This is a genomic window from Streptomyces capitiformicae, assembly GCF_002214185.1.
GTDB classification, from domain to species: domain Bacteria; phylum Actinomycetota; class Actinomycetes; order Streptomycetales; family Streptomycetaceae; genus Streptomyces; species Streptomyces capitiformicae.
This window is the reverse complement of sequence record NZ_CP022161.1, coordinates 8,846,292-8,868,812: the sequence shown is the minus strand read 5'-3', so window position 1 is coordinate 8,868,812 and position 22,521 is coordinate 8,846,292. Positions and strand designations below refer to the sequence as shown.

16 protein-coding genes and 2 pseudogenes are annotated in these 22,521 nt (G+C 70.4%); 4 read left to right on the top strand and 14 right to left on the bottom strand.

The genetic code is table 11. The annotated features are described in order from the left end of the window. Positions 1 to 30 precede the first annotated feature (30 nt). Positions 31 to 237: a ferredoxin gene (locus CES90_RS39800; protein WP_229914413.1), complete on the top strand. Its 207-nt coding sequence runs from the start codon at positions 31 to 33 to the stop codon at positions 235 to 237. 255 nt (positions 238 to 492) lie between these two features. Here CES90_RS39800 and CES90_RS39795 read toward each other — a convergent pair. The 12 genes and pseudogenes from CES90_RS39795 to iolC all read right to left on the bottom strand — a co-directional run. Continuing rightward, positions 493 to 1,560: pseudogene (locus tag CES90_RS39795) on the bottom strand (LamG-like jellyroll fold domain-containing protein); the annotation flags it as partial. Between the two features lie 34 nt (positions 1,561 to 1,594). After that, on the bottom strand, positions 1,595 to 1,876 hold the full coding sequence (locus CES90_RS39790) for a hypothetical protein (RefSeq protein ID WP_229914410.1): 282 nt from the start codon (positions 1,874 to 1,876) through the stop codon (positions 1,595 to 1,597). A gap of 148 nt (positions 1,877 to 2,024) precedes the next feature. Continuing rightward, complete coding sequence (locus tag CES90_RS39785; RefSeq protein ID WP_189787814.1) at positions 2,025 to 2,357, bottom strand: hypothetical protein; 333 nt, start codon at positions 2,355 to 2,357, stop codon at positions 2,025 to 2,027. 106 nt (positions 2,358 to 2,463) lie between these two features. Beyond that, positions 2,464 to 4,386, bottom strand: a complete 1,923-nt coding sequence (locus tag CES90_RS39780; protein WP_189787815.1) for an AMP-dependent synthetase/ligase — start codon at positions 4,384 to 4,386, stop codon at positions 2,464 to 2,466. Positions 4,387 to 4,568: 182 nt separating this feature from the next. Continuing rightward, on the bottom strand, positions 4,569 to 6,158 hold the full coding sequence (locus CES90_RS39775; protein WP_189787816.1) for a vWA domain-containing protein: 1,590 nt from the start codon (positions 6,156 to 6,158) through the stop codon (positions 4,569 to 4,571). Between the two features lie 158 nt (positions 6,159 to 6,316). Next, entirely contained in the window at positions 6,317 to 7,255 is a 939-nt protein-coding gene (locus tag CES90_RS39770) for an ABC transporter permease (RefSeq protein ID WP_229914411.1), read from the bottom strand. Next, positions 7,252 to 9,906 carry an alpha/beta fold hydrolase gene (locus tag CES90_RS39765; RefSeq protein WP_189787817.1) on the bottom strand — a complete coding sequence of 885 codons (2,655 nt, stop codon included), beginning with the start codon at positions 9,904 to 9,906 and terminating at the stop codon, positions 7,252 to 7,254. The genes CES90_RS39770 and CES90_RS39765 overlap by 4 nt, the downstream gene beginning before the upstream one ends. Before the next feature lie 435 nt (positions 9,907 to 10,341). Continuing rightward, positions 10,342 to 11,844 carry a CoA-acylating methylmalonate-semialdehyde dehydrogenase gene (gene mmsA, locus CES90_RS39760; protein WP_189787818.1) on the bottom strand — a complete coding sequence of 501 codons (1,503 nt, stop codon included), beginning with the start codon at positions 11,842 to 11,844 and terminating at the stop codon, positions 10,342 to 10,344. Positions 11,845 to 11,860: 16 nt separating this feature from the next. Continuing rightward, positions 11,861 to 13,750 carry a 3D-(3,5/4)-trihydroxycyclohexane-1,2-dione acylhydrolase (decyclizing) gene (gene iolD / locus CES90_RS39755; protein WP_189787819.1) on the bottom strand — a complete coding sequence of 630 codons (1,890 nt, stop codon included), beginning with the start codon at positions 13,748 to 13,750 and terminating at the stop codon, positions 11,861 to 11,863. Continuing rightward, positions 13,747 to 14,577 carry a 5-deoxy-glucuronate isomerase gene (gene iolB / locus CES90_RS39750; RefSeq protein WP_189787820.1) on the bottom strand — a complete coding sequence of 277 codons (831 nt, stop codon included), beginning with the start codon at positions 14,575 to 14,577 and terminating at the stop codon, positions 13,747 to 13,749. Before iolB ends, iolD begins: the two co-directional genes overlap by 4 nt. Before the next feature lie 7 nt (positions 14,578 to 14,584). After that, a complete protein-coding gene (locus CES90_RS39745) occupies positions 14,585 to 15,463 on the bottom strand; it encodes a Cgl0159 family (beta/alpha)8-fold protein (protein ID WP_189787850.1) in 879 nt (292 codons plus the stop codon). A 59-nt stretch (positions 15,464 to 15,522) separates the two neighbouring features. Continuing rightward, positions 15,523 to 16,488 (bottom strand): 5-dehydro-2-deoxygluconokinase, encoded by a 966-nt coding sequence (gene iolC, locus CES90_RS39740; RefSeq protein WP_189787849.1) that lies wholly within the window; start codon positions 16,486 to 16,488, stop codon positions 15,523 to 15,525. A 124-nt stretch (positions 16,489 to 16,612) separates the two neighbouring features. Between iolC and CES90_RS39735 the strand changes: the two genes are divergently transcribed. The 3 genes and pseudogenes from CES90_RS39735 to CES90_RS52175 all read left to right on the top strand — a co-directional run bounded on the left by CES90_RS39735 (position 16,613) and on the right by CES90_RS52175 (position 18,858). Next, complete coding sequence (locus tag CES90_RS39735; RefSeq protein ID WP_189787821.1) at positions 16,613 to 17,539, top strand: sugar phosphate isomerase/epimerase family protein; 927 nt, start codon at positions 16,613 to 16,615, stop codon at positions 17,537 to 17,539. Positions 17,540 to 17,820: 281 nt separating this feature from the next. Beyond that, positions 17,821 to 18,021, top strand: a complete 201-nt coding sequence (locus CES90_RS39730; RefSeq protein ID WP_189787822.1) for a helix-turn-helix transcriptional regulator — start codon at positions 17,821 to 17,823, stop codon at positions 18,019 to 18,021. A 93-nt stretch (positions 18,022 to 18,114) separates the two neighbouring features. Next, a pseudogene (locus CES90_RS52175) lies at positions 18,115 to 18,858 on the top strand (GNAT family N-acetyltransferase). Here CES90_RS52175 and CES90_RS39715 read toward each other — a convergent pair. Further along, a complete protein-coding gene (locus tag CES90_RS39715) occupies positions 18,839 to 19,882 on the bottom strand; it encodes a zinc-dependent alcohol dehydrogenase family protein (protein WP_189787823.1) in 1,044 nt (347 codons plus the stop codon). The pseudogene CES90_RS52175 and the gene CES90_RS39715 sit on opposite strands and share 20 nt — an antisense overlap. Positions 19,883 to 20,117: 235 nt before the next feature. Next, positions 20,118 to 22,370: an MMPL family transporter gene (locus tag CES90_RS39710; protein WP_189787824.1), complete on the bottom strand. Its 2,253-nt coding sequence runs from the start codon at positions 22,368 to 22,370 to the stop codon at positions 20,118 to 20,120. Between the last annotated feature and the right edge of the window lie 151 nt (positions 22,371 to 22,521).

The following is a 22,521-nucleotide window of genomic DNA, read 5'->3' as shown; positions in this document are numbered from 1 at the left end:
AATAGCCCCGCGTCGGCCCCCCGCCGATGGTTGCTGCGTGGTGCACATCGACGTGGACGAGGGCCGCTACGCTGCGACGGCTTCGGCTGCTGTGAACAGGCCGCGCCCGAGGTCTTCGGGCTCGACGAGGACGGCGTCGTCACCGTCCTGCTGGACGACATCCCGGAGGCACTGGCCGAGCGGGCCGAGGCAGCCACCCACCCCTGTCCGGTGGCTGCGCTGAGGACTGTCGGATGAGGGCGGTTGTGGTTGGCGGCTCCTCGCCGGGGTGACCGCTGTCGACGAGCTGCGGCGCCAGGGCTGGGACGGAACGATCACGCTCGTCGGCGAGGAGCCGCGGGCCGCATACGCCCGCCCACCGTCGTGTCGACGACCGGCGGCGACCGCGCCCACGCCGCCCGCGCATGGCGGCTCGGTGCTGGTCGGCGGTATCGCCGATGGAAGTCGCAGGCGGCCGACGCCCGTTGCGGCGAAGCGGCTTACGGCATTACCTCAGCGGACCTGCCGCGCGTACGGGGCGACGGTGATCCGGTCGATCAGCGGCGCGTAGCGGGAGCGGAGCAGTACCCCGGGGAAGGTGTCCGAGGCGTAGGTGGTGCCGTCGAAGTTGGGCAGTTCCTCGGAGCGGAAGGTGATCGTGTTCTGTCCCTTCTGGAGGCGGACCGGGACGGTCAGCTCCCAGAAGTTGTTCGCGTGGAAGCTGTGGGGGAAGCCGACGCGCCGCATGTCGCCGCCGTTGACGGTGATGTCGGTGTGGCGGGCGACGGGGTCCGGGTTGTAGTGGGTGGCCTTGGACTGCTCGGGGTTGGAGTAGCGGACGCGCAGCGCGTGCAGGCCGGCCCGGTCGGCCGTGACGGTGAACGTCGCGGTGTTGCCGTTGCCGGGGTCCCCGCCGATGCCCGTGATCGCCGTGCCGTCGGTGGCCAGCGAGAGCGGGGTCAGCGTGGCAGTGCCCGCGAGCTCGGCGTCCTGCGCCTTGTACGTACGTGCCTTGAGTGTGCCGTTGGTGGGTGTGACCGTGAGGCGGTCGACGAGGGTCGTGGCTGAACCTCCGGTCAGTGTCACTTTGTTGACGCCGCCGGAGAGGGAGACCGCGACGCTGCTCCTGTCTTTGGTCAGGCGCAGGACTTTGTGCTCGTTGACGGAGAGCCGGGCGTCCGTGCCGCTGAGGGTGTCGATGGTGAGGGTGGCCTCGCGGTCGGCGGGTGAGTAGACCCAGAAGGTGGCGGTCTGGCCCTTGGCGAGCCGGGCCGCGCCCGATCCCGTTGCCGCCGGCTTCGCCGGCTGGTAGACGGGGCGCGCCCCGCCGCTGAGCCAGGCCAGCTCGCCCTCGTACACCTGGGTGGCGGCCGAAGCTTGGGGCAGAGTGAGGGTGAGGCGGTCGACGATGGCGTCACCCTTGGTGGCGCGCTTGCCGTCGGCGCTCTTCGCGGCGAGCGTGAGGGTGTGCGCGCCCTTGGTGAGCTTGATCTTGGTGTCGGTGTGGTCCCACACCACCCACTTGTAGCCCAGCGGCAGATGCAGTTCCTGCTCGCTGTCCGGCTTGCCGTCCACACCGAGGGCGCGGGACCCGACTCGTCATGACGTCCTGAAATCAGTCCTCAACTTCACCGACGACCGTGCAGAAGTTGCCGACGTTCGTCTGGTTGTCACCACCGGCGGCACCACCAGTGATCGCGGAGGTGTTGGGCTCGAACGTCTGGTCGCACTCCACGACCTGCAGGTTCTCGATCGCCACGCCCGGGTACGGGTACGGGTCGTCGTAGTCGCCGGCGCTGGCGACCCCGCCACCGGCGAGGCTGATGCCGCCGACCATGGCCGCCACGGCCGCAGCCTTCTTCAGCTTGTGCATGCTGTCTCCGTTTTTCTCACGCACACGACCCTCCTTACGGACCGTGCCCGACTGGTCACAGACGATAACACGCACCTCACTTAACCCCTCATTTCCGACACATCCGATTGGGTGTATTAGTCAACTTCCGCAGGATTTAAGGCCGTTGCGGACGACGCCTGGAGGCGCGCCGTCAGGGAGCGCAGATCTCGGTGCTGTCACTGCCGCTCGTCACCTTGGCGCAGACCTTCGCGGGCCTCGGCACATTGACGCTGACGCTCTGTTGGACGTTGGCCTGAACGGTCTGTTGGAACGTCACGACCTCGACGCCGTCCGCGGTGATGGTCGTGGTGACGGTCCGGGCCTCGGCGCACCAGAGGTTGACGGTGGCCCTGCTGGTCACGGTGCTGCTGAACTTCTGGACGCCGACTGAGCAGGGAAACGCCTGCTGCGCGGCGGCCTGCGCCGGCATGGCGGCCAGCAGCGACGCGGAAGCCAGCGTCACGGCGGCCGCCGAATGGAGCATGCGATGGGGCATTAGTCCTCCCAGGTGGTGCTTCAGGTGCTTTCGGGGAGATATGACCACTGCCGTATCAGGCATGCAACACAGGGGGGCCGAGTGTGAAAGGGCGTCAGCCCCGGTACAGCGCCTCTATCTCGTGGGCGTATGCCGTCGTCACCGCGTGGCGTTTGACCTTCATGGATGGGGTGAGCAGGCCGTTATCCTCGGTGAACTCGCCTTCCACCAGCCTGAACTCACGGATCGACTCGGCACGGGAGACCGCCTGGTTGGCGTAGTCGACGGCCTTCTGGACGTCGGCGCGCATGCGGGGGTCGTCGACGAGCTCGGAGAGCGGGGTGTCCGGGGACATGCCGCGGACGTGGAGCCAGTGGCTGACGTCCTCGGGGTCGAGGGTGATGAGGGCGGCGACGTAGGGGCGGTTGTCGCCGACGGCGATGCACTGGCCGACCGGGGGGCGGCTGCGCAGGCGGTCCTCCAGGACGGCGGGGGAAACGTTCTTGCCGCCGGAGGTGACGAGGATGTCCTTCTTGCGGCCGGTGATGGTGAGGTAGCCGTCCTCGTCGAGCGCGCCGAGGTCGCCGGTGGCGAACCAGTCGTCGGTGAGGGCGACGTCGGTGGCGACCGGGTTGTTCCAGTAGGTGCCGAAGACGATGGAGCCCTTGATGAGGACCTCGCCGTCGTCGGCGATACGGATCGCGGTGCCGGGGACGGGCTGGCCGACCGTGCCGGGGCGGGGTTTGAGGGGCGGCACGATGGTGGCGGCCGCGGTGGTCTCGGTGAGGCCGTAGCCCTCGTAGACGATGACGCCGGCGGCGTAGAAGAAGAGGTTGAGGTCGCGGTCGAGGGGGGAGCCGCCACTGATGGCGTAGCGGAGGCGGCCGCCGAGTTCCTTGCGGACGCGGCGGTAGACCAGCAGGTCGTACAGGGCCCAGGCGGCGTAGAGGCCCGGGGTCGGGCCGGGGCCTCGGTCCAGGAACTTGTCCAGGTAGGACTCGGCGAAGCGGACGCCGATGCGGTGGGCGCGGTCGAAGGAGGCGCCGCGGCCGATGCGTTCGGCGGTGGCGCGGCCGGTGGCGTGGATCCGCTCGAAGAGGTAGGGGACGCCGACGACGAAGGTGGGGCGGAACCTCTTGAGCGCGGGTCGCAGTTCGGCGGGCTTGATGCTGGGGTTGTGGCCCAGCTCGATACGGGCCATCAGACAGGCGATCTGGATCGTGCGGCCGAGGATGTGGGCCAGGGGGAGGAAGAGAAGGGTGGAGGCGACCTGGTCGGTGACCGCCTTGAAGACGGGGTGGAGCAGTTCGACCGTGTTGGCGGCCTCCGCGTGGAGGTTGGCGTGGGTGAGGACGCAGCCCTTGGGGCGGCCGGTGGTGCCGGAGGTGTAGCAGATGGTCGCGGCCGTGTCGGGGGTGAGGGCGGCGCGGCGCTTGGTGACCTCCTCGTCGGCGATGGTCCGGCCCAGGTCGGCGAGTTGGGGCAGGGCCCCTTCGTCGAGTTGCCAGACGTGCGGGGGCTGGGTGTGGCGATCGGTGGCGGTGGCGACGGCGGCCGCGTTCTCCGGGGTCTCCACGATCACGAAGCGGGAGCCGGAGTCCCGGACGATCCACTCGATCTGGTCGGGCGAGGAGGTGGCGTAGATGGGGACGGACTGGCCGCCGGCCGCCCAGATGGCGAAGTCGAGGACCGTCCACTCGTAGCGGGTGCGGGACATCACCGCGACCCGGCCGCCCGGTTCGAGACCGGCGGCCATCAACCCCTTGGCGGTGACGGTGACCTCGCGGGCGAAGGCGGCGGCCGTGACCGGGTGCCAGTCGCCGTGGTCGTCGGCGCGGCGCAGGATCACGGCGTCGGGGGCCTCGGTGGCGTTGACGAAGGGCAGGTCGGCGATGCTGCCGCTGGTCGCGCGGGGTGCGAGCGCGGGCGTGCGGGCCTCACGGACGACACCGTGGGCGTCCTTCACGACTTCGACCTTGATCCGTTCGGCGAGGTCGGTGCGTTGTCTCGCCTGGTTCAGGTCCTTGCGTACGCCCATGGCAGCTCCCCGAGGCCGACGACCGTTTCATTACTGACGAGTTAACTTACCGATGCGTAAGGAATTTTCAATGGGTTCGGGTCATTCCGGGGTGCCGGCTCGTCCGTGTCTCCCGAACCCACTCGTACGGTTACGGGCGGGGGCGGGTTTTCGCTCACCGGCGTTCGCCGGGTGCCGCTGCGCTACGTCAGCAACTCGTCCGCCCTCTCGATCGCGTCAGCCAGGTCGTACAGGTCCTTGTCCTCGCGGTCTCGGGCCAAGTCCTCGGCGCGGTGGGAGAGTTGGCTCAGCGTCGGGCTGCTCGGGAGGTCGGACCAGCGGCTGTCGCCTTGGCGTAGGGCGTCGGCGAAGTAGGCGGCTACGGCGGCTACTTGGAGGCCGTGCGGTGATGTGGCCCAGAGGTCGTCGTGGAGGGTGGAGGCCTCGATGTCGGACGATTCCTCGTGCGGGGTGCGGGTGTCGGGGTCGAGCCAGCGGACGGTGGCGGTGGCGAGGTGGCCGGTGGCGTTCTGCTCGGTGCGGACGGCGTACAGGGCCGTGACGGTGTGGCCGGGGCCTACCTCGCCGCCGTCGACTCGGTCGTCACGGAAGTCCTCGTCGGCGACCTGGCGGTTGTCGTAGCCGATCAGGCGGAACTCCTCGACCGTCTCCGGGTCGAAGGCGACCTGGGCCTTGGCGTCGCGGGCGGTGAGGTCGATGTGGCGCGGGAGTTCCTCGCAGAAGAGCCTCTCGGCCTCCTCCTCCGTGGAGACGTAGGTGGTGTGGCCGTCGCCCTGGTCGGCGAGCTGTTCCATGAGGGCGTCGCCGTAGTCGCTGCCGACGCCGACGCCGAAGAGGGTGATGCCGTGCTCGCGGCGCTCGGTGCCGATGCGTTCGAGGATGGTGTCGGCGTCGGTGTCGCCGGTGTTGGCGAGGGCGTCGGAGAGGAGGACGACGCGGTTGGTCGCGCCCTTGCGCAGGCCCTCGACGGCGGTTTCGTAGCCGGTCTCGACGCCCGCGCCGAGGTTGGTGGAGTCGGTGGGTTCCAGGCTGTCGATGGCGTCGTGGATCTCGCCCCGGTTGTCGTCGAGGCGGGTCATCGGCAGGACGGTCTCGGCCTCGTCGCTGAAGGTGACGATCGCGACGGAGTCGTCGTCGCGCAGTCGGTCCGTCATCGTGCGCAGGGCGTCCTGGGCGAGGTCGAGGCGGCCCGGTTCGGACATGGAGCCGCTGACGTCGATGACGAAGGTGAGCGCGGCGGGCGGGCGTTCGCCGTCGTCCCCGGCGGTGCGGGTGGCGAGGCCGACGCGGACCAGGGACCAGTTGTCATCGTTGGTGCGGGCGCCGTCGACGGTGACCGAGAAGCCGTCGCCGCCCGGGCGTTCGTAGTCCTGGCGGAAGCTGTTGACGAATTCCTCGGGGCGGATCGTGGTGGGGTCCGGCAGGGTTCCGTCCCCCAGGGTGCGGCGGGCGTAGCCGTAGGAGGCGGTGTCGACGTCGAGGGCGAAGGTGGAGAGGTAGTCGGGGGACGGGGCGATGTCGCGGGACTCGTCGTCCGGTTGCTCGCCGCGCTGTTCGCCGGTGTCGGTGCCCTCGGGGGCGGGGGCCGGGAAGCCTCCCGTGCTGTTGCCGCCCCCTTCGCGGTCGTACGCCGACGAGTCGCCGCGCCCGCTGTCGCCGCTCTGACCGCAGCCGGTGAGGAGCAGGGCGCCCGCCGTGCCCAGGGCGAGGAGCCCTGTGCTCAGCCGCCGTCGTGTCGGTCCTGTCCTGAGTGTCCTGCGATACGAACGCATCCGGGCCCCCTCGTCAGTCAGCTGTCGCCTTTCTGTGGGCGACTGTTGTGACTGTGACGGCGGAGGGGGCCCGGATGTGCGCTACGGGGTGTTGCGGATGCGTCTCGAAGCGGCCACGACCAGGGCCGGTCGAGACCGGTGGGTGATCTTCCGGTGACCTACGAGACCACGTCCTTGCGGCCGAAACCGCGGAAGGCCAGGGCGAACAGGACGAGTGCGTACGTTATAGAGAGGGACGTGCCCTGGATCATGTCGGAGTAGTCGGGCTGTGAGCGGACGACGTCCAGCCAGGCGTACTGGTAGTGCGCGGGCAGGAAGTCGCGCCAGTCGCCGAGGGCGGTCACCGCGTCGAGGACGTTGCCGATGATGGTGATGAAGACGGCGCCGCCGACCGCGCCGAGGGGGGCGTCGGTCCGGGTGGACAGCCAGAACGCCATGGCGGCGGTGACCAGTTGGGACACGAAGATGTACGCCACGGTGATCAACAGCGCCCGGGCGGCGGCCCCCGGAGCCAGCTCGCCGCCCGTGGGCAGCTCCAGCGGGCCCCAGCCGTAGGCCACCGTGCCGATGGCGAGGGCGATGACCGGCAGCAGCACCAGCGCGGCCAGGCTGAGGGTGAGGCCGACGGCGAGCTTGGACCACAGCAGGCGGGCGCGGGGCACCGGAGCGGCGAGGAGATAGCGCAGGGAGGACCAGCTGGCCTCCGAGGCGACCGTGTCGCCGCAGAACAGCGCGACGGGGATGACCAGCAGGAATCCCGCGCCGGCGAACAGGTTCACCGCGGCGAAGTTCGTCCCGGACGCCGTCGCCGTGTCCATCAGGTTGACCCGGCTGTTGCCCTCGCCCGGGGTGCCGCCGATCTGGAAGGCGATCAGCAGGATGATCGGCAGGGCGAACAGGACGCCGCCCATGATCATCGTGCGCCGGCGCTTGAGCTGCCGGACCAGCTCGACCCTGAGGGGCAGGGTGCGGCCGGCGCGGTAGCCGTCGGCGACCTCGACGGGGGGCTCTGTGCGACCACCGGGCTCGCCCTGCCCGCCGTGCCGGCCGTCCTCGGCACGGTCGTCGCGTTCGGCGCGCTCGGTCAGCGTGCTCATGCGGACTCTCCGATCAGAGTGAGGAAGGCGTCTTCGAGGCGGCGGTGCGGGCCCACCGACTCCACGGGCACTTCCAGCCGTACGAGTTCGGCGACCAGGCGCCGCGCGCTGCCGCCGGCGTCGAGGCGGACGACCAGGCCGTCGTCGGTGCGCACGGCCGAGTCGATGCCCGGCAGTGCGGCGATCTTCTCGACGATGGGCTCCTCCACGGGTACGGAGGTGCCGACCAGCAGGGTGTCGCCGGAGCCGACGATCTCGCCGACGGGGCCCGCCTGGACGAGCTTGCCGTGGTCCATGACGACCAGGTGGGTGCAGGTCTGTTCGACCTCCGCCAGCAGGTGGCTGGAGACGATGACCGTACGGCCGGCCGCCGCATACCGGATCATGACCTCGCGCATCTCGCGGATCTGTGGCGGGTCGAGTCCGTTCGTCGGCTCGTCGAGTATGAGCAGGTCGGGCAGGCCGAGCATGGCCTGGGCGATGGCGAGGCGCTGGCGCATGCCCTGGGAGTAGGTGCGGACCGCGCGGGCCAGCGCGTCGCCGAGGCCGGCGATCTCCAGGGCCTCGTCCAGGTGGGCGTCCTCGGCCGGGCGGCCGGTGGCCCGCCAGTACAGCTCCAGGTTCTCGCGGCCCGACAGGTGCGGGAGGAAGCCCGCGCCCTCGACGAAGGCGCCGACCCGGGAGAGGACCGGGGCGCCCGGCACGATCGCATGGCCGAAGACGCGGATCTCGCCGCCGTCCGGCTGGATCAGCCCCATCAGCATGCGCAGGGTCGTCGTCTTGCCCGCGCCGTTCGGCCCGAGGAGGCCGAGGACCTGGCCCTTCTCCACGCGGAAGGAGAGGTCGCGGACGCTGTACCGGTCGCCGTTCTTGTACTTCTTGCTCAAGTCCGTGATCTGGAGCGGGACTTCGGCCAGCGCCGGGTCGGGGGCCGGGGTCGCGATGCGGCGCCGTCCCGTCAGCAGCAGGGCGGCCGCGATCACCGCGCCGCCGATCGGCATGTACCAGACCCAGGCGGGCAGGGCGCCCGTACGGTCGGCCGCGCCGAGCGGCGTCGGCACCTCCAGGTCTCCCTTCAGGGAGACGGTGTACGTCGCCGGGGCGGCCGGGGAGGCGTAGCCGAGGTCGGTGGAGGCGAGGACCAGGCGGAGGCTGTGGCCGTCGTCCAGTTGGTAGTCGATGGCCGGGAGGGTGAGCTCGACGTCCTTGCCGGACTTGGCGCCCTCCACGCGGATGGGCTCGACGAGCTGGGAGGGCAGGACCTGCGACCTGCCGTCCGGGCCGACGTCGTAGACCTTCGCGAAGAGCACGGCGTCCTCGCTGGTCGACTTCACATGGACCGTGGCCGTGGGTGAGCCGGTGATCTGGAGGTCGTCGGCGACGGGCTTCGACTGGAACGCGGCGAACTGGCCGGGGAAGTCGAGGGAGATGCTGACGCCGAGCGAGGACAGCTGGGCCAGGCCGCCGGCGGCGGAGCCGAGGCCGGGCAGGGCCGACACGGCGGGCGGGTTGGCGCCGGCCGGGTTGCTGAAGCTCTGCTCGCGTCCGGCGAGGGCGATGGACTGCCGGTCGCTCGTGAGGCCCGGGTACGCGTCGTCGGTCGTACCGCTCAGTCGGGTCTCGCCGTCGCCGGAGCCGGCGCCGAGGGTGCGGGTGACGCGGAACGCCGAACCGGTGTCCGCGCCCTTGTCGTCCTTCAGGTAACGGTCGAACCATGCGTTGACACGGGACTGCAGGCGGCTCGTCTCCATGTCGCCGCCGTCGTGGCCGCCGGAGATCCAGTCGACCTCCACCGGCGCGCCGCCCGCCTCGATCGCCTTGGCGGCCTCGTCGGCCTGGGCGAGCGGGAAGAGGGAGTCGGTCTGGCCCTGCATCAGCAGGGTGGGCACCTTGATGCGGTCGCCGACGGCCTCCGGGCTGCGCTCCTGAAGGAGCCTCACCGCCGCCGCGTCCGGCTCACCGGACTCGGCGACCCGCTCGTACATCTCGCAGAGCTCGGCCTCGAACTTCTCGCAGCCGCCGCCGGTGTTGAAGAAGATGCCGGTCCACAGCTTCTTGTAGACGCCGTTCGGGAACAGGGCGTCCGCGAGGTTCCAGTACGTGATCGCGGGGGCGATGGCGTCGACCCGGTCGTCGTACCCGGCGGCCAGCAGCGAGATCGCGCCGCCGTACGAGGCGCCGGCGGCGCCCACGCGCGGGTCGCCGTCCTTGTCCAGCTGGACCTCGGGGCGCTTCGCGAGCCAGTCGATCAGCTGGGAGACGTCGGCGACCTCGGCCTTCGGGTCGTTCAGCCCGATCTTGCCGGTGGACTCGCCGAAGCCGCGGGCCGACCAGGTCAGCACCGCGTAGCCGTCACGGGCGAGGTCCTCGGCCTGGCCACGTACGTCGTCCTTGTCGCCGCCGAAGCCGTGGCCGAGGAGGACGGCGGGGCGGCGGTCGTCCGAGCCGGAGGTGAAGTACGAGGTGTCGATGCGCACGCCCTCGGCCGTGTCCATGACCTGGTCGGTGCGCTTGACCGGCACGGCCTCGTCCGAGGCGGTGGCCGTCCACGTGCCGGCCCCCGCGATCACCACGACGGCGGCCGCGGCGGCGAGGGTCCGTCGCGGCCTCCGCAGCAGTGCCCGCCGGAGTCCGGGCAGTCGAAGATCCATGCGTCAACGGTACGGGGAAACAGTGACAGCCCAGGGCCATCTTCGGGGGGAGGTGTGTGCCATCCCACGGTCGTACGGGGGGATTTCCGCATACAGCGGTTGCGGTATGCGGGGGCGTGCGGCGGACTGACAGCAACCTGATAAGTCGCCCCCGCCGCCCCTGCCCGTCCCTCCCCCACTCTCGGCTTCGCTCGAGCGGGGGGACCCCCATCCAGGGGCTGCGCCCCTTCGACCCCACGGGAGTGATTTCAGGTGCGGGTGGGTGGGGGCTGGTCGCGCCCACGCGGCGGAGCCGCAAATCGACACAGCCCCGCGCCCCTGAAAAGCCGGGGCTGCGCCTCGCGTGCGCCTTCGGCAGCTGCGCGATGGGCTGACCGCGGACACGGCGGTGCCCCGCCCCCTCCCGCGTGGAAAGAGACGGGGCACCGTACGGGCTCAGTGGTTGCGCGGGAAGCCCAGGTCGACGCCTGCCGGGGCCTCGGACGGGTCCGGCCAGCGGGTGGTGACGACCTTGCCGCGGGTGTAGAAGTGCGTGCCGTCGTTGCCGTAGATGTGGTGGTCGCCGAAGAGCGAGTCCTTCCAGCCGCCGAAGCTGTGGTAGCCGACGGGGACCGGGATCGGGACGTTGACGCCGACCATGCCGGCCTCGACCTCCAGCTGGAAGCGGCGGGCGGCGCCGCCGTCACGGGTGAAGATCGCGGTGCCGTTGCCGAAGGGCGAGTTGTTGATCAGCGTCATGCCCTCCTCGTACGTGTCGACGCGGAGGACACACAGGACCGGGCCGAAGATCTCGTCCTGGTAGGCCTTGGCGGACGTGGGCACCTTGTCGAGGAGCGAGATGCCGATCCAGTGGCCGTCCTCGAAGCCGTCGACCGTGTAGCCGGTGCCGTCGAGGACGACCTCGCAGCCCTCGGCCGCAGCGCCCTCGACGTAGGACGCCACCTTGTCGCGGTGGACCGCCGTGATCAGCGGGCCCATCTCCGACGTCGGGTCGTTGCCGGGGCCGATCTTGATCTTCTCGGCGCGTTCGCGGATCTTGTCGACCAGCTCGTCGCCGATCGCGCCGACCGCTACCACCGCCGAGATCGCCATGCAGCGTTCGCCCGCCGAGCCGTAGGCCGCGCTCACCGCCGCATCCGCCGCCGCGTCGAGGTCGGCGTCCGGGAGGACCAGCATGTGGTTCTTGGCGCCGCCCAGGGCCTGTACGCGCTTGCCGTTCGCGGAGGCCGTGGTGTGGATGTAGCGGGCGATCGGGGTCGAGCCTACGAACGACACCGCCTTGACGTCCGGGTGCTCCAGGAGGCGGTCCACCGCCACCTTGTCGCCGTGGACGACGTTGAAGACGCCGTCCGGGAGGCCCGCCTCGGACAGCAGTTCCGCGATCTTGATCGACGCCGACGGGTCCTTCTCGGACGGCTTCAGCACGAACGTGTTGCCGCACGCGATGGCCATCGGGAACATCCACATCGGGACCATCGCCGGGAAGTTGAACGGCGTGATGCCCGCGACGACGCCGAGGGGCTGGCGGATCGAGGAGACGTCCACGCGGCTGGCGACCTGCGTGGACAGCTCGCCCTTCAGCTGGACGGTGATGCCGCAGGCCAGGTCGACGATCTCCAGGCCGCGCGCGACCTCGCCGAGCGCGTCGCTGTGCACCTTGCCGTGCTCGGCGGTGATCAGCTCGGCGATCGCGTCACGGTTGGCGTCGAGCAGCGCGCGGAACTTGAAGAGGATGGACGTGCGCTGGGCCAGCGAGGACTGGCCCCAGGTCGCGTACGCCTCCTTGGCGGTCGCCACGGCCGCGTCCACCTCGTCGACCGTCGCGAACGCGACCTTCGTGGTGACCGCGCCGGTCGCCGGGTCCGTGACCGGCCCGAACGTACCCGACGCGCCTTCGACGGTCTTGCCGCCGATCCAGTGGTTGACGATCTTCGTCATGCCGAGAAACTCCTTCTTACAGATGGCGGCGTCGGGCAGAGACGTGCCGGTCGTACTCCTCGCGGGCCTTGACCGCCGACGGGCGGGTCGCGGTCTCGGCCACAGGAACATCCCACCAGGCCTGCGCGGGAGGCGGGCCCGACACTCTGTCTGTCGTTTCGGTCTCCACGTAGACACATGTGGGAGTGTCGGCGGCCCGCGCCTCGGCGAGAGCCGCCCGCAGGTCGCGAACGGTCCTGGCGCGCAGGACGCGCATGCCGAGACTGGCCGCGTTGGCGGCGAGGTCCACGGGCAGCGGGGCGCCTGTGAACGTGCCGTCCTCGGAGCGGAACCGGTAGGCCGTGCCGAACCGCTCGGCGCCGGTCTCCTGGGACAGGCCGCCGATGGAGGCGTACCCGTGGTTCTGGATGATCAGCACCTTGATCGGGACGTTCTCCTGCACGGCCGTGACGATCTCAGTCGGCATCATCAGATACGTGCCGTCGCCGACCAGCGCCCAGACCGGCCGCCCGGGGGCCGCCATCCGGACGCCGATCGCGGCCGGGATCTCGTACCCCATGCAGGAGTAGCCGTACTCCAGGTGGTACTGGTCGCGCGACCGCGCCCGCCACAGTTTGTGCAGGTCACCGGGGAGGGACCCGGCCGCGTTGATGAGGATGTCGTTCTCGTCGACGAGCTCGTCGAGGAGCCCGAGGACCTGGGCCTGGGTGGGCCGGGTGTCCGGCTCGTCGGCCTCGTAGCAGGCGTCGACGCGGTGTTCCCAGCGCTGCTTGTCCTCGGAGTACTCGGCGACATAACCGTCCGCGACCCGGTGCCCGTGCAGTTCGAGCGCCTGGGTCAGCTCCTCCAAGCCGACGCGCGCGTCGGCGATCAGTGGCAGCCCGGAGAGCTTGTGACCGTCGTACGGCGCGATGTTGAGGTTGAGGAAGCGGACGCCGTCGGCGGCGAAGAGGGTGCCGGAGGCGGTCGTGAAGTCCGTGTACCGGGTGCCCACACCGATCACCAGGTCGGCGGTGCGGGCGAGTTCGTTGGCGGTCGCGGTGCCGGTGTGGCCGATGGCGCCGACGTCCTGCGGGTGGTCGTACCGGAGGGAGCCCTTGCCGGCCTGCGTGGACGCCACGGGAATGCCGGTGGCGTCGGCGAGTTCGGCGAGTGCCTCCTCCGCGCGGGCGTGGTGGACACCGCCGCCGGCGACGATCAGGGGGCGCCTGGCTTCGCGGATCGTCCCTACGGCGGCGGACAGTTCGGAACCGTCGGCCGCGGGACGGCGTACGTTCCAGGTCCGCTCGGCGAAGAACTCCTCCGGCCAGTCGTACGCCTCCGCCTGCACATCCTGCGGGAGGGCAAGCGTGACGGCGCCCGTCTCGACCGGGTCGGCGAGCACCCGCATCGCCTGGAGCGCGGCCGGGATCAGGGCCTCGGGGCGGGTGATCCGGTCGAAGTACTTCGACACCGGGCGCAGGCAGTCGTTGACGCTGATGTCGCCCGCGTACGGGACTTCGAGCTGCTGGAGCACCGGGTCCGCGGGGCGGGTGGCGAAGATGTCGCCGGGGAGGAGCAGGACCGGGAGGTGGTTGATGGTGGCGAGGGCGGCGCCGGTGACGAGGTTGGTGGCGCCGGGGCCGATGGACGTCGTCACGGCGTGCGTGGAAAGGCGGTTCGACTGCCGAGCGTAGCCGACGGCCGCGTGCACCATCGACTGTTCGTTGCGGCCCTGGTAATACGGCATGTCGTCGGCGTACTCGATCAGCGCCTGACCGAGCCCCGCGACGTTGCCGTGGCCGAAGATGCCCCAGGTGGCGCCGATCAGCCGCTGTCGCTCACCGTCGCGTTCGGTGTACTGGGCGGCGAGGAAGCGTACGAGCGCCTGCCCGACCGTCAGTCTCGTCGTGGTCCCGGTGCTCATCGGTAACCCTCCGTGTGGTCAGGGTGGAAGCAGATCCGCCACTGGCGCTCGGAGCCCGGGCCTGCCATGACGTTCAGGTAGTACATGCTGTGGCCGGGCTGCGCGATGGACGGCCCGTGCCAGCCGTCGGGAACCAGTACGGCGTCACCGGAACGGACCTCGGCGAGCACGTCGGATCCGCCCTCGCGGGAGGGGAACACGCGCTGGTAGCCGAAGCCGTTCGGGCCGTCGATCTCGAAGTAGTAGATCTCCTCGAGTTCGGTCTCCTCCCCCGGCCGGTTCTCGTCGTGCTTGTGCGGCGGGTACGAGGACCAGTTGCCACCGGGGGTGATGACCTCGACGGTGATGAGCTTGTCGCACTCGAAGGCGTCGGCGGAGGCGAAGTTGCGCACCTGGCGGGCGCAGGTGCCGCTGCCCCGGTCCTCGACGGGGACCTCCGGCGCGGGGCCGTAACGAGCGGGGAGTCGTCGCTCGCACTTCGCTCCTGCCAAAGCGAAGCGGCCTCCCGCGCCGGAGGCGATCTGTACCCTGGAGTCGCGTGGCGCGTAGACGAAGTCGGAGACTCCGGCGAACACGCTCTCCCGGCCCAGGATTTCAAACTCGGCTGTCTCGGTGCCGTCGGCCACCTGAACAGTGCAGGCACCGTTCAGGGACAGCACGATCCACTCACTGTCACCGGCGGTGAAGGTGTGGGTGCCGCCCGGTCGGAGTTCGACGATGCGCAGGCTGCTGTGGGTCCAGCCCGCCCGCTTCGGGTCGATGTCGACGGCGTATTCCGTGCCCGCCGTCGCCCCCTTGGGGACGTAAAGCTCGGTCTTCTGTGTCATGCGGCCCTCACAACAGTCCTACGGCGGTGTCCACGGCGGCGGTCACATCGTCGTCCGCCGGGTAGAGCAGCGAACGGCCGACCACCAGGCCCTGGACGGTGGGGAGTTGCAGCGCGCCCCGCCATTTCTCGTACGCGCCCTCCTGGTCCTCGCCGACATCGCCGCCGAGCAGGACGGTGGGCAGGGTCGAGGTCTCCATGACGCGGGCCATGTCGTCGGGGTTCTCGGTGACGGGCACCTTCAGCCAGGTGTACGCCGAACTGCCGCCGAGCCCGGCGGCTATGGCGATCGACCTGGTGACGGCGTCGGCGCTCAGGTCGTTGCGGACCTTGCCGGTGGCGGGGTCGCGGCGGCTGATGAACGGCTCGACGAACACGGGCAGTCGGCGCTCGGCCATCGCGTCGACGGCGTGCGCGGTGGACTCCAGGGTGTCGAGGGAGCCCGGGTCTTCGTAGTCGATGCGCAGGAGCAGCTTGCCCGCGTCGAAGCCGAGGCGCTCGAGGTCCTGCGGGCGGTGGCCGGTGAAACGGTCGTCCAGTTCGAAGGAGGCGCCCGCGAGACCGCCGCGGTTCATCGAGCCCATGACGACCTTGTTGTCGAGGGCGCCGAGGAGAAGCAGGTCGTCGAGGATGTCGGCGGTCGCGAGGACGCCGTCGACGCCGGGGCGGGACAGCGCCAGGCACAGCCGTTCGAGCAGGTCGGCCCGGTTCGCCATGGCGAGCCTGCGGTCGCCGACGGAGAGGGCGCCGCGGGCCGGGTGGTCGGCTGCCACGATCATCAGCCGGCCGGAGTGACCGATCAGGGGGCGGCGGGTACGGCGGGCCGCGGCTTCGGCGATTGCCTCGGGGTGCTGGGCGCGGGTACGGGCGAGGGCGGAGATGTCGATGGGGGTGAGGGGGCCGGGGGCGGTGGCGGAAGCGCCGGTGCCGCCGGGGTCGGTGGCGGTCACAGGACTGCCCCCGCCTTGACCGCGGCCTCGATCTCCTCGGTCGTGGGCATCGCGGACGAGCACTCCAGGCGGGAGGCGACGATCGCTCCGGCGGCGTTGGCGTGGCGCATGATCCGCTCCAGGTCCCAGCCGGCCAGCAGGCCGTGGCAGAGGGAGCCGCCGAAGGCGTCACCGGCGCCGAGGCCGTTGAGGACGTTGACGGGGAGGGGCGGGACCTCGGCGGACTCGCCCTTGCTGTTGACCGCGAGGACACCCTTGGGGCCCTGCTTGACGACCGCGAGCTCGACCCCGGCGTCGAGGAGCGCGCGGGCGGCCGCCTGCGGCTCGCGTACGCCGGTGGCGACCTCGACCTCGTCCAGGTTGCCGACGGCGACCGTCGTGTGGCGGAGGGCCTCCTCGTAGAAGGGGCGGGCCTCGGCCGGGTCGGTCCCGGCTGTGTCATTCCAAAGATTGGGACGCCAGTCGAGGTCGAAGACCGTCGTGCCGGCCTTGGCCCGGTGGGCCAGGGCCGCCAGCGTCGCCGTACGGCTGGGCTCCTCGCTCAGGCCGGTGCCGGTCACCCAGAGGATGCGGGTGTCGCGGATGGCGTCGAGGTCGAGCTCGTGGGCGTCGATCTCGAGGTCCGGGGCCTTGGGGCGGCGGTAGAAGTAGAGCGGGAAGTCGTCCGGCGGGAAGACCTCGCAGAACGTGACCGGCGTCGGCAGGCCCGGCACCGGGGTCACCCACCGGTCGTCCACGCCGAAGTCGCGCAGGGCCTGGTGGAGGTACTCCCCGAAGGGGTCCTCGCCCGTGCGGGTGATGACCGCGGTGCTGCGGCCGAGGCGGGCGGCGGCCACCGCGACATTGCTCGCCGAACCGCCGAGGAACTTCCCGAAGGTCGTCACCTGCGACAGCGGGACCCCCGTCTGCAACGGGTAGAGGTCCACACCGATCCGCCCCATGGTGATCAGGTCGTACGCCATCGAGTTCCCTTCACGCTCCAGTTCCGTCAAGGTCTAGCTCCGCCGGAGCGACCCTGTCAATGTTTTGTCCAGACATTCGGACTACCTATTGACACCATTCCTTTCCGGCCTGAAGCTGACGCCCATGACGTCGTTGTCACCTCAGTCCCAAGTTTCCGGTGTCTCACGCATCCGCATCGGCTCGGCGCCCGACTCCTGGGGCGTATGGTTCCCCGACGACCCTCAGCAGGTCCCCTGGCAGCGCTTCCTCGACGAGGTCGCTGCGTCCGGCTACGAGTGGATCGAGCTGGGCCCGTACGGCTATCTGCCGACCGACCCGGCCGTCCTCACCGAGGAGACCGCCAAACGTGGCCTGAAAGTGTCGGCCGGCACGGTCTTCACCGGGCTGCACCACGGCCCCGACGTCTGGGAGAAGACCTGGGCGCACGTGGCCGACAACGCGGTCCTCGCGCAGGCGATGGGCGCCAAGCACCTCGTCGTCATCCCGTCCTTCTGGCGGGACGACAAGACGGGCAAGGTACTGGAGCCGAGCGAGCTGACCGCCGAGCAGTGGCGGCACCTCACCCAGCTCACCGAGCGGCTCGGCCGGGAGGTGCGTGAGCGGTACGGGCTGCAGATCGTCGTCCACCCGCACGCGGACACCCACATCGACAGCGAGGAGAACGTCGTCCGGTTCCTCGACGGCACGGACTCGTCGGTCGTCTCGCTCTGCCTCGACACCGGGCACTACGCCTACTGCGGCGGCGACAGCGTCAAGCTGATCGAGACGTACGGGGAGCGCATCGGGTATCTGCACCTCAAGCAGGTCGATCCCGAGATCCTCGCCGAGGTCCGCGCGAACGGGATTCCGTTCGGGCCGGCTGTGGCGAAGGGTGTGATGTGTGAGCCGCCGGCGGGTGTGCCGGCGCTCGAGCCGGTGCTGGCCGCTGCGGCGAAGCTGGATGTGGATCTGTTCGCGATCGTCGAGCAGGACATGTATCCGTGTGCGCCGGACAAGCCGTTGCCCATTGCTCAGCGGACTCGGGCGTTCTTGCGCTCCTGTGGGGCGTGAGCGCTCCGCTGGGTTGAGCCGTGCAGCGCCGTTGGGGTGCGGGTCCGTTTCGGGTTGCGGGTTCGTCGTGGCTGGTCGCGCAGTTCCCCGCGCCCCTTTTTGGGCCTGCGGCCCATTCGGGGCGCGCTGGCACTCGGCTGCGTCACAAAGGCACCCTTCTGTCACAGGTGTCACGGGTGCGCGGGTGTGGTGTCACAGGCAGCCGACAGCGGGGCCCTGGTGATCACTGTGTGTCGTTGAGGGGGCACAGGTTTTGTGATCGCCAGCGCGAGGTGCCATTGATGACCGACCGATGCCTCTGGTCGTACAAGGACATCGCGGCGCACATCCGTGTGCAGCCCGACACCGTCCGCTCGTACCGCAAACACGGGCTGCTGCCGCCGCCCGACCATGTGGAGTGCGGCAAGCCCTACTGGTACGCCGACACGGTCCGCGCCTGGGTCGCCTCCAGACCGGGAAACCGGGGGCGCAAGGTCGACTGACCGGCTCCGCACGCCACTTGTTCACTTGTCCCTTTGTCCCTCTGTCCCCTTATTCGTTTGTCCCCGGGTCCGTCCGCTGGTCAGGATCCGGGGATGAGCTTTTCCGAGAAACCCGTGCTCACCGGTGAGCGGACCGTGCTGCGGCCGTTCACCGAGAACGACGTGCCCGTGATGGCCCGGATCCTGTCCGATCCGGAGGTCATACGGCTCACCGGCAGCCCGGCCGAAGCGCTCGGCCTGGACCGGCTGCGCTCCTGGTACGGCACTCGCAATGACCAGAGCGACCGTCTCGACCTCGGCATCGTGGACCGGGCGAGTGGCGAACTCGTCGGTGAGGCCGTGCTGAACATGGGGGTCCCCCCGGTTCGAGCGAAGCCGAGAACTGGGGGAGGGACGAGGACAACCGCAGCTGCTCGTTCCGGATCCTGATCGGGCCCGGCGGGCTGGACCGTGGCCTGGGCACGGAGGCCGTGCTGAACATGGGGGTCCCCCCGGTTCGAGCGAAGCCGAGAACTGGGGGAGGGACGAGGACAACCGATCCTGATCGGGCCCGGCGGGCTGGACCGTGGCCTGGGCACGGAGGCCGTGCGGCTGACCGTCGGCCACGCCTTCGAACGGCTCGGCCTGCACCGCGTCTCGTTGGAGGTGTTCACCCACAACCCCCGGGCGCGGCGTGCCTACGAGAAGGCCGGTTTCGTGGCCGAGGGTATCGAGCGGCAGACCCTGTGGCAGGACGGGGAGTGGATCGACGCCGTACGGATGTCGATCCTCGCCCCCGAGTGGGCCGCCCATCGGGGGCGGCCCGAGATCGGTCGGGTCAGCTCCACGGCTGGATGACCGTCACTCCGCTGCCGGGTGTCGTGTCCATCGCCGCGAGGGCGGCCGGGGCCGTGGCCAGCGGGATCGTCGAGGTCACCAGGAGGTCGGGGCGCAGGACGCCCGCGCGGACCAGTTCCAGCATGTCCGGATAGGCGTGGGCCTGCATGCCGTGGCTGCCCAGGAGTTCGAGTTCCAGGGCGATCGCTCGGGCCATGGGGACCGGGGTGGTGCCGGTCTCGGAGGGGAGCAGGCCGACCTGGATGTGGCGGCCTCGGCGGCGGAGGCTGTTGACCGAGGCCGCGCAGGTGAGCGGGGAGCCCAAGGCGTCCAGGGAGAGATGGGCGCCGCCGGCGGTGAGGTCGCGTATCGCCTCGGCCGTGTCCGGTACGCCGGAGGCATCCACGCACTCCGCCGCGCCGAACTTCCTCGCCAGGTCCAGGGCCTGGGCGGAGACGTCCACGGCGATCACACGGGCGCCGGAGGCCGCCGCGATCATCACCGCCGACAGGCCCACGCCACCGCACCCGTGCACCGCGACCCATTCGCCCGCCTTGACGCGGCCCTGTGCCACGACCGCGCGGAACGCCGTGGCGAAGCGGCAGCCCAGGGAGGCCGCCGTGCCGTACGACAGTTCCTCGGGCAGGGCCACGAGGTTCACGTCGGCGTGGTCCAGTGACACGTACTGGGCGAACGAGCCCCAGTGGGTGAAGCCCGGTTGGGTCTGCCGCTCGCACACCTGTTGGTCGCCTGCGGCGCAGGACGCGCAGGTTCCGCAGGCGCAGATGAAGGGGACGGTGACGCGGTCGCCGGGGTGCCAGGCGGTCACCCGGGCGCCGACCGTCTCCACGACTCCGGCGAGTTCATGGCCGGGGACGTGGGGCAGGGTGATGTCCGGGTCGTGGCCCTGCCAGCCGTGCCAGTCGCTGCGGCAGAGGCCGGTCGCTTCGACTCGTACGACTACGCCGTGGGCCGGTGGGGTCGGGTCCGGCACGTTCCGTATCTCGGCCGGCTCGCCGAACTGCTCGAACACCACCGCGCGCATCTGCCTCACCTTTCGACCGGCCGTCGTGCTGCCGAGCAGTATTCTCGCCCCCGCCGCCCCTACCCGTCCCCATCCCGAGGGGCTGCCGCCTCTTCGACCCCGCAACGCCTTCGAGCTCGGGTGGGTGGGGTTGTTTGGCGGGTGCAGGTGGGTGGGGGCTTGTCGCGCCCACGCGGCGGAGCCGCACATCGACACAGCCCCGCCCCCCTGAAGGGGCCTGCGGCCCTTCGCGTCCTCAGACCCGGGACGGGCTGGATATCGGCTCCGGGTTCTCCTGCTCCGCCTCAGCGGTCAATGGTGTCGTGGACGCGGGCTCGCCCTCGGTCAGACCGAAGCGTTCGTGGAAGCGCTTGAAGGGGGCGGGGGCCCACCATGTGGCTCGGCCTGTGAGGCGCATGACTGCGGGGACCAGGAGGCTGCGGACGACCATTGCGTCCATCAGGACGGCGAGGGCTATGCCCAGGCCGAGCATCTTGGTGTTGGTGACGCGGGACGTGCCTATGGCGATCATGACCACGGCCAGGATGACGGCGGCGGCCGTGATGAGGCCGCCGGTGCGCTGGAGGCCGAAGCGGACGGAGGCGGCGTGGTCGCCGGTGTGGTCGTACTCCTCCTTGATGCGGGAGAGCAGGAAGACGCCGTAGTCCATGGAGAGTCCGAAGGCCACGCAGAACATCAGGACCGGGAGGGTGGTCTCTATGGAGCCCGGGCTGGTGAAGGCCAGGAGGTCGGAGAGGTGGCCGTCCTGGAAGATCCAGACCATCGCGCCGAACATCGCGGTGAGGCTGAGCGCGTTGAGCAGGACCGCCTGGAGGGGGATCAGCACACTGCCGGTGAGGAGGAAGACCAGGATCAGGGTGACGATCGCGATGAAGGACAGGGCCCAGGGGATGCCGTTCCCTATCGCGGACTTCGTGTCGACCAGGACCGCCGCCGTGCCCGTCACCGAGGTCTCGAAGGGGGCGTCCGTCGCCCTGATGTCGTCCACCAGGCGTTGCGCGCCCTCGTCCACCGGCTCGCCCTTCGGCAGCACCGTGAAGTAGGCCGCGTCGCCCTGCACCAGCGGACCGTCCACCCGGAGCACCTCGGGCAGGTCGGCGATCCGTTCCTTGTACGCGGCGTACTCCGTCTCCGTCGCCTTGCCTTCCGCCAGCACCTCCAGGCCGCCCCCGGGGCTGCCGGGGAATCCGTCGCGGATGTGCTGCTGCACCACGTGGGACTCGGCGGAGGAGGGCAGCTGGCGGTCGTCGGCCGTACCGAACTTCACGCCCAGGAAGGGCAGGCCCAGGAGGACCAGGCCGGCAGTCGTGGCGACCGCGAAGAACGGGGCGCGGCGCATCACGAGCGCTGCCATCCGGCCCCAGACCGCGCCCTCCTCCGCTGCCGAGGAGGCAGCCATGCCCTCGCCCTTCGTCTTCGCCTTCCCGCGCCTGAACAGTCGCCGCATGTCCAGCGCGTTGACCCGCTCGCCCAGCAGCACCAGGGCCGCCGGGAGGAGGATCAGGGCCGCTGCCGCGGCCAGCAGGACCACCGCGATGCCCGCGTAGGCGAAGGACTTCAGGAAGTACTGCGGGAAGACCATCATGGCGGCCAGGGAGACGGCGACCGTGAGGGCGGAGAAGAGGACCGTGCGGCCGGCGGTGCGGAGCGTTGTGGCCACCGCGGTCAAGGGGGTGGCGCCCGTGGAGAGTTCCTCGCGGAAGCGGCGGACGATGAAGAGGGCGTAGTCGATGGCGAGGCCCAGGCCCAGGGCCGTCGTCAGGTTCTGGGCGAAGACCGAGACGTCGGTGACCTCGGTGAGGCCGCGCAGGATCGCGTTGGTGCCGAGGATCGCGACGATGCCCACGCCGAGCGGCAGCAGGGCGGCGACCGCGCTGCCGAAGACCATGACCAGCAGGACGAGGGTCACGGGCAGGGCGATCATCTCGGCCCGCAGCAGATCCTCCTGGATGATCGCCTGCATCTCGTGGCGCACGGCGATGATGCCGCCGATCTTGACGTCCACCGGGCCGTGCGCGCCGCGGAACTCGGGCGCGATGCGGTCCAGGGTCTCGTTCACCGCCGTCTCGTCGCCCGTGAGGCGGGCCGCTATCAGCGCCTCCCGGCCGTCCTCGGCGCGCAGCGTGGGGGCGCCGGACTGCCAGTAGGAACCGACGCCGGTCACGCCCTTCTCGGCGGCGAGTCGCTCGGCCAGCCGCTTCGCCTCGGCGGCGACCTCCGGGTCGTCGACCGAGGCGCTGCCCGCGTCGACCAGCAGCAGGAAGTTCGGCTGGGAGTCGGGGAACTCGCGCTCCAGTGCCTTCGTCGCGTACGTCGACTCGGCCTTCGGATCCTCCCAGCCGCCGCTGCCCAGGCGATCCGCCACATCGCTGCCCGCCACGACCGCGAGGGCCGTGATCAGCAGGGCGATGAGCAGGGAGAGCCGGGGACGCGCGGTCACCAGGCGGGTCCAGCCACCCACTCCGGGCGGCCTGTTGACTTCGGTCATGGTGCGGTGTCCCCTTCACTCTGATCACTCTGGTCCGTGCTGTGCGCAGCCGGGCAGCATGGAAGAGCCAACCCATAGACTGGCAAACACGAGAGATCGCTCGCGTTTCACCAGAATGTGAGCGACCACTCGTGTTTGTCAATCACGTCCG

What these genes read in the sequence shown, in the direction of transcription:
- CES90_RS39785 (WP_189787814.1), bottom strand. Translation starts at nt 2,357, where the DNA reads ATGCTCCATTCGGCGGCCGCCGTGACGCTGGCTTCCGCGTCGCTGCTG.
- CES90_RS39780 (WP_189787815.1), bottom strand. Translation starts at nt 4,386, where the DNA reads ATGGGCGTACGCAAGGACCTGAACCAGGCGAGACAACGCACCGACCTC.
- CES90_RS39775 (WP_189787816.1), bottom strand. Translation starts at nt 6,158, where the DNA reads ATGCGTTCGTATCGCAGGACACTCAGGACAGGACCGACACGACGGCGG.
- CES90_RS39770 (WP_229914411.1), bottom strand. Translation starts at nt 7,255, where the DNA reads ATGAGCACGCTGACCGAGCGCGCCGAACGCGACGACCGTGCCGAGGAC.
- CES90_RS39765 (WP_189787817.1), bottom strand. Translation starts at nt 9,906, where the DNA reads ATGGATCTTCGACTGCCCGGACTCCGGCGGGCACTGCTGCGGAGGCCG.
- mmsA (WP_189787818.1), bottom strand. Translation starts at nt 11,844, where the DNA reads ATGACGAAGATCGTCAACCACTGGATCGGCGGCAAGACCGTCGAAGGC.
- iolD (WP_189787819.1), bottom strand. Translation starts at nt 13,750, where the DNA reads ATGAGCACCGGGACCACGACGAGACTGACGGTCGGGCAGGCGCTCGTA.
- iolB (WP_189787820.1), bottom strand. Translation starts at nt 14,577, where the DNA reads ATGACACAGAAGACCGAGCTTTACGTCCCCAAGGGGGCGACGGCGGGC.
- iolC (WP_189787849.1), bottom strand. Translation starts at nt 16,488, where the DNA reads ATGGCGTACGACCTGATCACCATGGGGCGGATCGGTGTGGACCTCTAC.
- CES90_RS39735 (WP_189787821.1), top strand. Translation starts at nt 16,613, where the DNA reads ATGACGTCGTTGTCACCTCAGTCCCAAGTTTCCGGTGTCTCACGCATC.
- CES90_RS39730 (WP_189787822.1), top strand. Translation starts at nt 17,821, where the DNA reads ATGACCGACCGATGCCTCTGGTCGTACAAGGACATCGCGGCGCACATC.
- CES90_RS39715 (WP_189787823.1), bottom strand. Translation starts at nt 19,882, where the DNA reads ATGCGCGCGGTGGTGTTCGAGCAGTTCGGCGAGCCGGCCGAGATACGG.
- CES90_RS39710 (WP_189787824.1), bottom strand. Translation starts at nt 22,370, where the DNA reads ATGACCGAAGTCAACAGGCCGCCCGGAGTGGGTGGCTGGACCCGCCTG.